Source organism: Streptomyces sp. Ru73 (assembly GCF_002920575.1).
GTDB lineage: Bacteria > Actinomycetota > Actinomycetes > Streptomycetales > Streptomycetaceae > Streptomyces.
The window spans coordinates 1-13,473 of record NZ_PQSQ01000019.1 but is presented as its reverse complement, the minus strand read 5'-3'; the positions used below and the strand labels follow the sequence as shown (position 1 = coordinate 13,473).

General features: G+C 71.7%; 12 protein-coding genes and 1 pseudogene. 12 read left to right on the top strand and 1 reads right to left on the bottom strand.

The window, feature by feature from the left end; all coding sequences use genetic code 11:
• The first annotated feature begins 59 nt into the window (after positions 1-59).
• The 11 genes and pseudogenes from C3486_RS11615 to C3486_RS37965 form a co-directional block, all read left to right on the top strand.
• Positions 60-998 (top strand): N-acetylneuraminate synthase family protein, encoded by a 939-nt coding sequence (locus C3486_RS11615; RefSeq protein WP_103832550.1) that lies wholly within the window; start codon positions 60-62, stop codon positions 996-998.
• Complete coding sequence (locus tag C3486_RS11610) at positions 995-2,215, top strand: hypothetical protein (RefSeq protein WP_374936853.1); 1,221 nt, start codon at positions 995-997, stop codon at positions 2,213-2,215. The genes C3486_RS11615 and C3486_RS11610 overlap by 4 nt, the downstream gene beginning before the upstream one ends.
• A 197-nt stretch (positions 2,216-2,412) precedes the next feature.
• Positions 2,413-3,651, top strand: coding sequence for an amidohydrolase (locus C3486_RS11605; protein WP_103832548.1), 1,239 nt, complete (start codon positions 2,413-2,415; stop codon positions 3,649-3,651).
• A gap of 132 nt (positions 3,652-3,783) precedes the next feature.
• Complete coding sequence (locus C3486_RS11600) at positions 3,784-4,818, top strand: BMP family protein (RefSeq protein ID WP_103832547.1); 1,035 nt, start codon at positions 3,784-3,786, stop codon at positions 4,816-4,818.
• A 92-nt stretch (positions 4,819-4,910) separates the two neighbouring features.
• Positions 4,911-6,494, top strand: coding sequence for an ABC transporter ATP-binding protein (locus C3486_RS11595; RefSeq protein ID WP_103832624.1), 1,584 nt, complete (start codon positions 4,911-4,913; stop codon positions 6,492-6,494).
• A complete protein-coding gene (locus C3486_RS11590) occupies positions 6,491-7,597 on the top strand; it encodes an ABC transporter permease (RefSeq protein WP_103832546.1) in 1,107 nt (368 codons plus the stop codon). Before C3486_RS11595 ends, C3486_RS11590 begins: the two co-directional genes overlap by 4 nt.
• Complete coding sequence (locus C3486_RS11585; RefSeq protein ID WP_103832545.1) at positions 7,594-8,889, top strand: ABC transporter permease; 1,296 nt, start codon at positions 7,594-7,596, stop codon at positions 8,887-8,889. Before C3486_RS11590 ends, C3486_RS11585 begins: the two co-directional genes overlap by 4 nt.
• A gap of 79 nt (positions 8,890-8,968) precedes the next feature.
• Positions 8,969-9,313, top strand: coding sequence for a cytidine deaminase (locus tag C3486_RS11580; RefSeq protein WP_258052726.1), 345 nt, complete (start codon positions 8,969-8,971; stop codon positions 9,311-9,313).
• A gap of 80 nt (positions 9,314-9,393) precedes the next feature.
• Positions 9,394-10,671 carry a thymidine phosphorylase gene (locus C3486_RS11575; protein WP_103832543.1) on the top strand — a complete coding sequence of 426 codons (1,278 nt, stop codon included), beginning with the start codon at positions 9,394-9,396 and terminating at the stop codon, positions 10,669-10,671.
• Between the two features lie 79 nt (positions 10,672-10,750).
• Positions 10,751-10,876: a hypothetical protein gene (locus tag C3486_RS37970; RefSeq protein ID WP_258052714.1), complete on the top strand. Its 126-nt coding sequence runs from the start codon at positions 10,751-10,753 to the stop codon at positions 10,874-10,876.
• Positions 10,877-11,038, top strand: a pseudogene (locus C3486_RS37965) (Uma2 family endonuclease); the annotation flags it as partial.
• A 74-nt stretch (positions 11,039-11,112) separates the two neighbouring features.
• Here the strand turns inward: C3486_RS37965 and C3486_RS11560 are convergent.
• Positions 11,113-12,432 carry an MFS transporter gene (locus C3486_RS11560; RefSeq protein WP_103832542.1) on the bottom strand — a complete coding sequence of 440 codons (1,320 nt, stop codon included), beginning with the start codon at positions 12,430-12,432 and terminating at the stop codon, positions 11,113-11,115.
• Positions 12,433-12,495: 63 nt separating this feature from the next.
• Between C3486_RS11560 and C3486_RS11555 the strand changes: the two genes are divergently transcribed.
• A complete protein-coding gene (locus C3486_RS11555; RefSeq protein WP_258052713.1) occupies positions 12,496-13,461 on the top strand; it encodes a LysR family transcriptional regulator in 966 nt (321 codons plus the stop codon).
• Positions 13,462-13,473 lie beyond the last annotated feature (12 nt).

Below are 13,473 nucleotides of genomic sequence, written 5' to 3'. Positions count from 1 at the left end.
TCCGGAACACCCGTCCCCCGTCTCTGCGAGAGACACCCGACAACGAAGGAACTCTCCTCATGACCAGCAACAACCGCCTCCGCAGCCTCGGCGACCGGATCGTCGGCCCGGGCCACCCGGTCTACGTCACCGGCGAGATCGGCATCAACCACAACGGAGACCTGGAGAACGCCTTCGCGCTCATCGACGCCGCCGCCGACGCCGGCTGCGACGCGGTGAAGTTCCAGAAGCGCACCCCCGAGATCTGCACCCCGCGCGACCAGTGGGACATCGAGCGCGACACCCCCTGGGGCCGGATGACCTACATCGACTACCGCCACCGCGTGGAGTTCGACGAGGACGGCTACCGCGCCATCGACGACTACTGCAAGAAGCGCAACATCCAGTGGTTCGCCTCCCCGTGGGACGTGGAGTCCGTCGCCTTCCTCGAGAAGTTCGACGTGCCCTGCTACAAGGTGGCCTCCGCCTCGCTGACCGACGACGAGCTGCTGAAGGCCATGCGCGCCACCGGCCGCGCGGTCATCCTCTCCACCGGCATGTCCACCCCGAAGCAGATCCGCCACGCGGTCGAGGTCCTGGGCAGCGACAACATCGTCCTCTGCCACGCCACCTCCACCTACCCGGCCAAGGCCGAGGAGCTCAACCTGCGGATGATCAACACCCTGCAGGACGAGTACCCGAACGTCCCGATCGGCTACTCCGGCCACGAGACCGGCCTGCAGACCACCCTCGCCGCCGTCGCCCTCGGCGCCACCTTCGTCGAGCGCCACATCACCCTCGACCGCGCCATGTGGGGCTCCGACCAGGCCGCCTCCGTCGAGCCCCAGGGCCTGACCCGCCTGGTCCGCGACATCCGCACCATCGAGGAGTCCCTCGGTGACGGCGTCAAGAAGGTGTACGAGAGCGAGCTCGGCCCGATGAAGAAGCTCCGCCGCGTCGCGGGCGTCGTCGCCGAGGCCGAGGCCGCCGAGGCCGACCGCGAGCCGGTCTCGGTCTGAACAGGAAGCGCGACGACACCGTGAGCGCAGCAGACGGGGCCCGGCGCCCTGTCCCCGAGGCCGGGCATGGGGGCCCGGCCCAGGCGGCGGGCGGCCCCGGCTCCCGGAGGCCGGCCCGCCGACCCGGCGGGGTGTTCCGGCGGAACCCGGACACCGCCGGTACCACCCTCGCCTTCGTCGAGAGCCCGGTACAGCTGCTCAACGTCCTGGAGTGGGCGTACCTGGAGCGGACGTCGGACGCCGGGCGGACCGGCGCGCTCACCGTCGTCGTGCTCTCCCCGCACGACCCCATGACCCGCGGCCAGCTGCGCCGGATGGCGGAGCTGGCCCGGGACGAGGGCTGCACGGTCCGCTGGGAGGAGGCGCGCGGCGGCGCTGCCGCCCCCCTGCGGACCATCGGGGGCCTGTCCCCGCTGCTCCGCCGCGCCCGCCGCATCGTCATCGGCGACCCGTTCTCGCGCTACGTCCAGCTGCTGCTGACGCTCACCCGGGCGCGCGACCTGGTCGTCGTCGACGACGGCACGGCCACCATGGAGTTCATCTCCCAGCTGGCGCGCGGCGAGCGGCTGGTGCGCTGGCACCGCAGCGGCGGCAGCCGGGGCGCCCGCGACCTGGTCTTCGCGCCGTTCTCCGCGGCCGCGCGCCGCCGGCTGACCCCGGTACCCGACAACGACCGCCGCACCGTCGGCGTCTTCTCCTCCATGCCCGTCGAATCCCCGCCGGGCGTCCGCGTCACCGCCAACGACTTCGCCTGGACCCGGGCCCGCTTCGGCCCGCCCAGGCTCACCCGCGGCACCGACATCGTGGGCACGTCCCTGGTCGAGACCGGCGTCGTCGACCCGGACCACTACCTCACGGCCGTCCGCGCCCTGGCCCGTACGCACGGCGCCACCCGCTACTTCGCGCACCGCAGGGAGAGCGCCGAGAAGCTGCACGCGCTGGAGGCCGTCACCGGACTGGAGATCGTCCGGCCCGACCTGCCGCTCGAACTGATCGCCCGGCGCGGCCCCATCGGCCGGACGATCCTCAGCTTCCCGTCCACCGTGGTGCACACCCTGCCGCTCGCGCTGGCCGGCACCGGAGTGAAGGTCGCGGTCTGCGACGTCGATCCCGCCTGGCTCACCACGAAGGCATCGCCGCGCGCCCAGGGCTTCCTCTCGGGCGTCACCGGCACCGCCCGTGACGTGCAGCGACTCACCTTCGCCGGAGCCGGCTGAGGCCGCCGCGCAGGGGGCCGGTCCACAAGATCGGGGTTTGGGATTCGCCGCCGCGTGAAACCCTACGTCATACCCCCTTGATGACCTGTCCATGCGCCGGGCGGCCTAGATTGTCTTCCCCTAACGGGCTGAACTTTTGTTGATCGACGGACAGTTGCCCCGCCCGGCCCCGTAACCTTCAGCGGGTGAACCAACTGATGTCCCGCGGACCCGAAGCCGATGCCAGCCCCGCACGGGGGACCCTGCCCGGAGCGCTCACCGAGGAGTTGCGCGCCGAACTCATCGCCTTCCGGCGGGACTTGCACATGCATCCGGAGCTCGGGAACCAGGAGTTCCGGACCACGGCGGCACTGAAGGCGCGGCTGGAGAAGGCCGGTCTGGCCCCCCGTGTCCTGGACACCGGTACCGGCCTGATCTGCGACATCGGCAGGGACCCCGGTACGACACCGGACGCGGGCCGCCCCATGCTGGCACTGCGTGCCGACATCGACGCGCTGCCCATCCCGGACACCAAGACCGTCGACTACCGCTCGACGGTGCCGGCCCGCGCCCACGCCTGCGGCCACGACGTGCACACCACCGTCGTGCTCGGCGCCGGCCTGGTCCTCGCCGACCTCGCGGCGCAGGGGCTGCTGCCGGGCCCGGTACGGCTGCTGTTCCAGCCCGCCGAGGAGGTGCTGCCCGGCGGCGCCACCGACGCCATCGACTCCGGGGCGCTGGAGGGCGTCGGCCGGATCCTCGCCGTGCACTGCGACCCCAAGGTCGAGGTGGGCCGGATCGGGCTGCGCACCGGCGCGATCACCTCCGCCTGCGACCGGCTGGAGGTCGCGCTGGAGGGGCCGGGCGGCCACACGGCGCGGCCGCACCTGACCACCGACCTGGTGACCGCAGCGGCCCGGGTCGCGGTCGACGTGCCCTCGCTGATCGCCCGCCGGGTCGACGCGCGCGCCGGGCTCGCCGTGACCTGGGGCCGGCTGGAGTCCGGGCACGCGTGCAACGTCATCCCGCAGCGCGCCGAGCTGTCCGGCACGGTCCGCTGCCTGGACCTGGAGGCCTGGCGACAGGCCCCGGACCTGGTGTACGCGGCGATCGACGAGGTGGCCACGCTGCACCGCGCGAAGTCGCAGATCACGTACGTGCGCGGGGTGCCGCCAGTGGTCAACGAACCGCTCACCACGCAGCTGCTGCAGAACGCCATGGCGGCGCGGCGCGGTCCGGAGGCCGTGGAGGACACCGAGCAGTCCCTCGGCGGCGAGGACTTCTCCTGGTACCTGGAGAAGGTGCCCGGCGCGATGGCCCGGCTGGGCGTGAAGCCGGTCGGCGACCCGACCGGGCGGGACCTGCACCAGGGCGACTTCGACGTGGACGAGGAGGCGATCCGGGTGGGCGTCGAGCTGTTCACAGCCGCCGCGTTGCTCGACCGGAACGCGCTGTAAACCCAGCCGTAGGCTCCGCTTCGCGACGATCCGATAACGGCTTCAGGACACCCCTTTTTCTCGCATCTACGCGCGTTACGATGCGGCGGAATCAGCGCCGTAGGAGGCGCTACGAGTCGAAGGGGACCCCTCGTGCGCCGGGTAACCAAGATCGCTGCCGCGGGCATAGCCTCCGCGGCTCTCGCTCTCTCGCTCACCGCCTGTGGCGAATCCTCCACCGAGGCCGCCGGCAAGAACAAGGGCGTCGGCCTCGCGTTCGACGTCGGCGGCCGGGACGACCACTCGTTCAACGAGGCGGCGGCCCGCGGCACCGACAAGGCGGAGAAGGAGCTGGGCGTGAAGTCCAAGCTCATGACCGCGAAGAACGGCGAGACGGAGGCCGACCGCGAGCAGCGGCTCACCTCCCTCGCCGAGGCCGGCTACAACCCCGTCATCGGCGTCGGCTTCAACTACGGCAACTCCGTCAACAAGGTCGCCAAGAAGTTCCCCAAGACCACCTTCGCGGTCGTGGACGCGCCGTCCGCCGCCAAGAACGTCTACGGCATCAACTTCTCCGAGAACGAGGGCTCCTACCTCGCCGGCGTGGCCGCCGCGCTGAAGACCAAGACCAAGAAGGTCGGCTTCATCGGCGGTGTGAACAACGCGCTGATCCAGAAGTTCCAGGCCGGCTTCGAGAAGGGCGTCCAGGACACCGACCCGAAGGTCAAGGTCACGGCGCAGTACCTCTACGCCAACGACGACAAGGGCTTCAACGACCCGGCCGCCGCCAAGGGCAAGGCCAAGGGCATGCTCGACAACAACAACGACGTCATCTACACCGCGGCGGGCCAGTCCGGCTCCGGCTCGATCGAGATGGTCGCCGGCAAGAAGGGCGCCTGGGCCATCGGCGTCGACTCCGACCAGTACGCGCAGCCCGGCCTGGCCAAGTACAAGGACCACATCCTCACCTCCGTGGTGAAGAACGTCGACGTGGCGGTCTACGACGTGATCAAGAGCGTCAAGGACGGCAAGCCGCTGACCGGCACCGTCCACCTGACGCTGAAGCAGGACGGCGTCAGCCTGGCCACCTCCGGCGGCTACATCGACGACATCAAGGGCAAGATCGAGGCGGCCCGGAAGAAGATCGTCGCCGGGGACGTCAAGGTCCCCGAGACGCCCGCCAAGTAAGCGCCCGTCAGGGCTCCACGAGCCCGGTCCGAGGGCGGGGCCTCCCGGCCGCCCCGCCCTCCCTCTTTCCTTCTCTCCCAGGAGAGTGCGCCATCACAGCGTCCAGCAGCCCCCCGGCGGAGCGCGCCCCCGCCGTCGAACTCCGGGGCATCACCAAGCGGTTCCCCGGCGTCGTCGCCAACCACGACATCGACATCACCGTCCGGCGCGGTTCCGTGCACGCCCTGGTCGGTGAGAACGGCGCGGGCAAGTCCACCCTGATGAAGATCCTCTACGGCATGCAGAAGCCGGACGAGGGCACCATCACGGTCGACGGCGAGCAGGTCTCCTTCGCGAGCCCCGCCGACGCCATCGCCCGCGGCATCGGCATGGTGCACCAGCACTTCATGCTCGCCGACAACCTCACCGTCCTGGAGAACATCGTCCTGGGCGCCGAGAAGCTGCACGGCATCGGCGCGGCGGCCCGCGCGGCCGTCCTGGAGGTCTCCGACCGGTACGGCCTGAACGTACGGCCCGACGTGCTGGTCGAGGATCTGGGCGTGGCCGACCGGCAGCGCGTGGAGATCCTCAAGGTCCTCTACCGCGGCGCCCGTACGCTCATCCTCGACGAGCCGACGGCGGTGCTGGTACCGCAGGAGGTCGACGCGCTCTTCGCCAACCTGCGCGAGCTGAAGGCCGAGGGCCTCACCGTCCTCTTCATCTCGCACAAGCTGGGCGAGGTGCTGTCCGTCGCCGACGACATCACCGTCATCCGGCGCGGCACGACCGTCGCCTCCGTCGTACCGGCGGAGACCACCCCCAAGCAGCTGGCCGAGCTGATGGTCGGCAGCGAGCTGCCCTCGCCGGAGACCCGCGAGTCCACCGTCACCGACACCCCGATGCTGACGGTCGACGCGCTGCACCTGAGCGCCACCGACCCCGACGGCGTCGTGCGCGCCGTCCTGGACGGCATCGGCTTCACCATCCACAAGGGCGAGGTCCTGGGCATCGCCGGCGTGGAGGGCAACGGCCAGGCCGAACTGGTCGAGGCCATCATGGGCATGCGCGACCCGGACGGCGGCACCATCACGCTGGACGGCGCGGACATCAGCCACGCGCCCACCCGCAAGCGGCGCGAGGACGGCATCGGGTACGTCCCCGAGGACCGGCACCGGCACGGCCTGCTGCTGGAGGCCCCGCTCTGGGAGAACCGCATCCTCGGCCACGTCACCGAGAAGCCCAACTCCAAGGGCCGGCTGCTGGACCTCAAGGCGGCCCGCGCCGACACCGACCGGATCGTCGCCGAGTACGACGTCCGCACCCCCGGCATCGAGGTCACCGCGGCCTCCCTCTCCGGCGGCAACCAGCAGAAGCTGATCGTCGGCCGCGAGATGAGCCACCACCCCAAGCTGCTGATCGCGGCGCACCCCACGCGCGGCGTGGACGTCGGCGCGCAGGCGCAGATCTGGGACCAGATACGCGAGGCCCGCCGCGAGGGGCTGGCCGTCCTGCTGATCTCCGCCGACCTGGACGAGCTGATCGGCCTGTCGGACACCCTGCGGGTGATGTACCGGGGCCGGCTGGTCGCGGACGCCGACCCCGCCACCGTCACCCCCGAGGAGCTGGGCTCGGCCATGACAGGCGCCGCCGGCGGACACCTGGAGCACGAGGAAGCGGAAGGGGGCGGCCGGGAGTGAAGAGAATCGACCGCACCAAACTCACCCTGGGCATCGCGGCCCCGGTGCTCGCCATCGTCGCCGCGCTGGTCATCACCTCGGTGATCATCCTGGCCACCGGCAAGGACCCGCTGCACGCCTACGCCGTGATGGCGGACTTCGGCTCCAAGAGCGACAGCCAGGTCTGGATCATCAACAAGGCGGTGCCGTACTACCTGTCCGCGCTGGCCGTGGCCATCGGCTTCCGGATGAACCTCTTCAACATCGGCGTGGACGGCCAGTACCGCATCGCGGCCTTCTTCGCCGCGGTCGTCGGCGGCGCGCTCACCCTCCCCGGGTTCCTCCAGATCCCGCTGATCATCATCGTGGCGATGCTGGTCGGCTCGGTCTGGGCGGGTATCGCGGGCGTACTGAAGACCACCCGCGGGGTCAGCGAGGTCATCACGACCATCATGCTGAACTCCATCGCGGCCGCCGTCATCGGCTACTTCCTCCAGGAAGGCCGGCTCGCGGTGAAGGACGGCAACCTCTTCCACACCCCGGACATCCCGGCGTCCAGCCACTTCTTCACGATCCCGACCCAGCCCGACCCGCTCGACGGCTTCCTCGTCGTCGCGGCCGTCGCGGGCGTGGCGTACTGGTTCGTGCTCGGCCGCACCCGCTTCGGCTTCGACCTGCGGACCGTCGGCCGGTCCGAGTCCGCCGCACAGGCCGGCGGCGTCAGCGTCAAGCGCATGGTCATCACGTCCATGCTGCTGTCCGGCGCCGCGGCCGGCCTGATCGGCATGCCGACCCTGCTCGGCGTCTCGTACAACTACGGCACCGACTTCCCCGTCGGCATCGGCTTCACGGGCATCGCCATCGCGCTGCTCGGCCGCAACCACCCCCTCGGCATGGCCGCCGGCGCGCTGCTGTGGGGCTTCCTGGAACGCACCGGCACCCAGCTGGAGTTCGAGGACTACGAACAGGAGATCGTCGGCGTGATGCAGGGCGTCATCGTCCTGTGCGTGGTCATCGCCTACGAGGTGGTACGCCGTTACGGCCTGCGGCTCCAGCAGCGCAGGGTCGGCGAGGAACTCGCCGCGCAGGCCGGCAGGACCGACAAGGCGGAGGTGTCCGCGTGAGCCAGAACCTCACGGCCCCGGTCGCGAAGGACCCCGGCGGCAAGGGCGGCAAACTCGCCGCGGCCCGCGCGAGGCTGACCTACCCCAAGGTCCTGCTGATCCTCGCGGGCGCCCTCGTCCTGCTCTCCCTGCTCCGCGTCGTCACCGGCGCCACGGACCTCACCGGCTCCGGCCAGTACACCGCTGCGCTGAACGCCGCCGTGCCGATCGGCCTCGCGGGCCTCGGCGGCCTGTGGGCCGAGCGCTCCGGCGTCATCAACATCGGCCTCGAAGGCATGATGATGCTCGGCGCGTTCTCGGCCGGCTGGATCGGCTGGCAGTACGGGCCCTGGGCGGCGGCGCTGGCCGGCGTCCTCGGCGGCGCGCTCGGCGGCCTCATCCACGCCCTCGCCACCGTCACCTTCGGCGTCGACCACATCATCTCCGGCGTCGCGGTCAACATCATGGCGCTGGGCCTCACCCAGTTCCTGGCCAAGCTGTGGTTCGGCGCGGACGGCAGCGCCGCGGCGGCAGCGGGCGGCAACGACAAGCAGTCCCCGCCGATGGACAACATGCCGACCTTCACCGTGCCGGGCCTCTCCGACGGGCTGCTGTCCGTGGAGAAGCACCACTGGTTCCTGGTCTCCGACCTGGCCGGCATCCTCGGCTCGCTGGTCACCAACGTCTCCTGGCTGACCGTGGCCACAGTCGCGGTCTTCGCCGTCAGCTTCTTCGTCCTGTGGCGCTCGTCCTTCGGACTGCGGCTGCGCTCCTGCGGGGAGAGCCCGGTCGCGGCCGAATCGCTGGGCGTCAACGTCTACACGTACAAGTACGCTGCGGTGGTCGTCTCCGGCGCGCTGGCCGGCCTCGGCGGCGCGTTCCTCGCCATCTACGTGCACATCTACCAGGACGGCCAGACCGGCGGCCGGGGCTACATCGGCCTCGCCACCATGATCTTCGGCAACTGGCGGCCCGGCGGCGTCGCCATGGGCGCGGGCCTCTTCGGCTTCATGGACGCCTTCCAGCTGCGCGGCGGCGGCACGACCGTGCACGCGCTGCTGCTCCTGCTCGCGGTGCTGCTCGTCGGCCTCGCGGTCTGGAAGCTGCGCGGCGGCCACCGCCTCCAGGGCATCGCCAGCATCGTCGTCGCCGTGCTGCTCGCGCTCTGGTACGCCACGACCGACACGGTCCCGCTGGAAATCGTCTCCGTCGCGCCGTACATCGCTACGCTGCTGGTCCTGTCGCTCGCCGCCCAGCGGCTGCGGGCACCGAAGGCCATCGGCAAGGCGTACCGAAGGGGTCAGGGCAAGTGACCGACGTACAGCGAGGGGGCCGGCGCACGTGACCGAGGCTCCCGACTGGGAGAAGCTGCGCGAACGGGCCCGGGACGCGATGTCCCGGGCCTACGCCCCCTACTCCGGCTATCCCGTCGGTGCGGCGGCCCTGGTGGCCGACGGCCGCACCGTCACCGGCTGCAACGTGGAGAACGCCTCCTACGGCCTCGGCCTGTGCGCCGAGTGCGGCCTGATCTCGGACCTGTTCGCGACCGGCGGCGGCCGGCTCACCGCGTTCGCGTGCGTGGACCGGCACGGCAAGGTCCTGGTGCCCTGCGGCCGCTGCCGCCAGCTGCTGTACGAGCACGGCGGTCCGGACCTGCTGGTCGACACCGAGGCCGGGATCCGGCCGCTGAGCGCGCTCCTCCCGGACGCGTTCGGGCCGGAACACCTGGCCCGCTGAACCGTTTCCCGCACCCTTTCTATGCGTGTAGACATGGGGGTGACAGCCATGGAAAGGCTGCATTCGTGGAAAGGAAGCCGATGGACGCCATCTCCGTCATCCGCGCCAAGCGCGACCGCGCCGAACTCACCGGCGAGCAGATCGACTGGATCATCGACGCGTACACCCGCGGCGAGGTCGCCCACGAGCAGATGTCGTCCCTGGCCATGGCGATCCTGCTGAACGGCATGAACCGCAAGGAGATCGCCCGCTGGACCGCCGCGATGATCGACAGCGGCGAGCGGATGGACTTCTCCTCGCTCACCCGGCCCACCGCCGACAAGCACTCCACCGGCGGCGTCGGCGACAAGATCACCCTCCCGCTGGCGCCCCTCGTCGCCGCCTGCGGCGCCGCCGTGCCCCAGCTCTCCGGCCGCGGCCTCGGCCACACCGGCGGCACCCTCGACAAGCTGGAGGCCATCCCCGGCTGGCGCGCCGACCTCAGCAACGACGAGATGCTGGCCGTCCTGCACGATGTCGGCTCCGTCATCTGCGCGGCCGGCGCGGGCCTCGCCCCCGCCGACAAGAAGCTCTACGCCCTCCGTGACGTCACGGGCACGGTCGAGTCGATCCCCCTGATCGCCTCCTCCATCATGTCCAAGAAGATCGCCGAGGGCACCGGCTCCCTCGTCCTCGACGTCAAGGTCGGCTCCGGCGCCTTCATGAAGAACCTCGACGACGCCCGCGAACTCGCCGCCACCATGGTCGAACTCGGCACCGACCACGGCGTACGCACCACAGCCCTCCTCACCAACATGGCCACCCCCCTCGGCCTGACCGCGGGCAACGCCCTCGAAGTCCGCGAATCCGTCGAGGTGCTGGCCGGCGGCGGCCCCGCCGACGTCGTCGAACTGACCCTCGCCCTCGCCCGCGAGATGCTCACCGCGGCCGGCCTCCCCGACGCCGACCCGGCCAAGGCGCTCGCCGACGGCTCCGCGATGGACCACTGGCGCCGCATGATCCAGGCCCAGGGCGGCGACCCCGACGCGCCCCTCCCGGTCGCCCGCGAGCAGCACGTCGTGAACGCCGCCACCTCCGGCGTCCTCACCACCCTCGACGCCTACGCCGTCGGCCTCGCCGCCTGGCGCCTCGGCGCCGGCCGCGCCCGCAAGGAGGACCCGGTGCAGGCCGGGGCGGGCGTCGAGCTGCACGCCAAGCCCGGCGACGAGGTCCGCGCAGGCGAGCCGCTGCTCACCCTGCACACCGACACCCCCGAGAAGTTCCCCGCGGCCCTCGAAGCGCTGGACGGCGGCGTACTGATCGCCCCGCCCGGTACGGACTTCACCCCGGACCCGATCGTCCTGGACCGCATCGCATAGCCCCGCGCGGCGGGCGGCGGGCGCTCCGAGCGGGGCCGCCCGCCGCGCGCCGCCCGCGCTCCGGTGTTTCCCTGGCCGCATGGCTCGGAAGAAGAAGCAGCGGCAGCGCGAGGACGACCTCGCCAAGGGCGACAAGGTCACCTGGAAGTCCCACGGCAGCGAGGCCGTCGGCACCGGCTGCGCCCACCGCCATCTCGCCCAGTAGCTGCTCGACCCCTGGCAATCCGGGAAACCGACCGCGACGCTGTACGGGGAGCCCAAGGCGGGGACCTACCGGGTACTCGCCACGGTGAAGTACGGCGATCAGCTGCGTCTGCCCGCGCCGTTCGACGTCACGATCGATACGTCGCTGTTTCCCGTCGGCTGAGACGAAGGGGCCGTCCCGCCAGGACAGGTGGCGGGGCGGCCCCTTCGGGCTTGAAATGCGGCGCCGGCGCGCCGTTACGCGGCCTTCTGCATGCGCAGGACGCGCTGTTCGGCGACCGCCTTGCGGGTGGCGTACAGGGTGACCGACGCCGCCCCGACCATGGCCAGCAGGCCGAGGGCGACCGTGGCCGCCCAGCCGCCGGCGTGGAAGGCCGCGGCGCCGAGCGCGCCGCCCACGCTGGAGCCGACGTAGTACGCGCTCTGGTACAGCGCCGACGCCTGCGCACGCGCCGTCTTCGCCGTACGGCTGACCGCCCCGGACGCCACCGCGTGGCCAGCGAAGAAGCCGGCGGTGATCAGGACCAGGCCGAGGACGACCAGGACCAGGACGTCGGCCAGGGACAGGAGGAGGCCCGCCGCCGTGGTGCCGACGGCCAGGTACAGCGCCCCGCGCCGGCCCAGGCGGCCGACCAGGCGTCCGGCCGCCGCCGACGAGACCGTGCCGACGAGGTACACCAGGAAGACCGAGCCCGCGATGCCCTGCGGCAGCGAGAACGGCTCCCCGACCAGGCGGTAACCGATCACCGTGTACACCGCGCCGAAGACCGTCATGAACAGCGCGCCGATCGCGTACAGCCGGCACAGCAGCGGGTCGGAGAGGTGCCCCAGGATCGTCCTGCCGAGCGCCTTCGGGCCGACCGCCTTCGGTACGAAGTGCCGCGGCTTCGGCACCATCAGCCGGAAGACCACCGCACACACCACGGCCATCAGGCCCACCGCGGCCAGCGCAGCGCGCCAGCCCCACGCCTGCGCGACCCAGCCGGTCACGATCCGGCCCGACATGCCGCCGATGCTGTTGCCCGCGACGAACAGTCCCACCGCCGCGACCAGCGCCTTCGCCCGTACCTCCTCGGCCAGGAAGGCCATCGCCGAGGCCGGTACGCCCGCCAGCGCCACGCCCTGGACGCCGCGCAGGGCGATCAGCACGCCGAGCGAGGGCGCGAACGGCACCAGCATCGCCACGACCGCGGCGACGGACAGCGACACCGTCATCATCGTGCGCCGGCCGAACCGCTCGGAACACGCGCTCAGCGGCAGCACCGCGAGCGCCAGGCCGAAGGTCGCCGCCGACACGGTCCAGCTGGCCTGGTCCGGCGTCACCCCGAGGTCGTCGGAGATGGCGGGCAGCAGCGCCTGCGTGGAGTACAGGAGGGCGAAGGTGGAGATGCCGGACGCGAAGAGCGCAAAGCTCATCCGGCGGTAGCCGGGGCCCCCGGGCCGCAGCTTGCCGGCCTCGGGGTCGGCAGCGGTTGCGGCGGAATCGACGGTGGTGGACGACTGGGCAGAGGCGTCCGCGCGGGTGGTGGCGGACGCCCTGGTATCAGCAGGAGGCATGTCTCGAACGTACGGCCGTGCCGGTTCATGCGTCCAATGCATTGAAACGCCATAATCGATGCCATGCCGCATGACCACAGCTCACAGCGTCCTCTGTTGCAGGTTCGCAACAGAAAAGACACTCTCGATTCGTCCTGGGCGCTGGCCCTCGCCCCGCGCCTCGCCCAGTTCGAGGCGGTGGCCCGGCACGAGCACGTGACCCGCGCCGCGTACGAGCTCGGCATGCCGCAGCCGACCCTCAGCCGCGCGATCGTCCGCCTGGAGGAGGAGCTGGGCGTCGCGCTCTTCGCCCGGCACGGCCGCACGCTCTCCCTCAGCCCCGCGGGCCGCGCCTTCCTCGCCTCCGTGGAACGCGCGCTGAGCGACATCGAGCGCGCCGCGGAGTCCGTACGCGCCGACGCCGACCCGGCCGCCGGCAAGGTCGCCTTCGGCTTCCTGCACACCCTCGGCTCCGAGACCGTACCGGGCCTGCTGCGCGCCTTCCGCGCCGACCACCCCAAGGTCCGCTTCCAGCTCGTACAGACCTACGGCGAGGCCATGCTCGACCGGCTCCGCGCCGGCGACCTGGACCTCTGCCTGACCTCCCCGGTCCCCGACGCGCCCGAACTGGTCGCGCGCCGGCTGGACGAGCAGAAGCTCCGCCTGGTCGTGCCCGACGATCACGCGCTCGCAGGGCGCAAGCGCATCCGGCTGGCCGAGGCCGCCGACGAGCTGTTCGTCAGCCTCGAACCCGGCTTCGGGCTGCGCCGCATCACCGACGCGCTCTGCGCCGAGGCCGGCTTCACCCCGAAGGTCGCCTTCGAGGGCGAGGAGGCCGAGACGCTGCGCGGCCTGGTCGCCGCCGGCCTCGGCGTCGCCCTCCTGCCGCCCCCGCCGGTACCGCGCCCCGGCGTCGTCGAACTCACCGTCACCGCGCCCCGCGCCGTCCGCGAGATCGGCGTCGCCTGGCTCGACGGCCACGTCGACACACCCCCGGTGGCGGCCTTCAAAAAATTCCTCCTGAGCCGCCGGGGACAACTGCTGAACTGAGGGGCGGGAGGC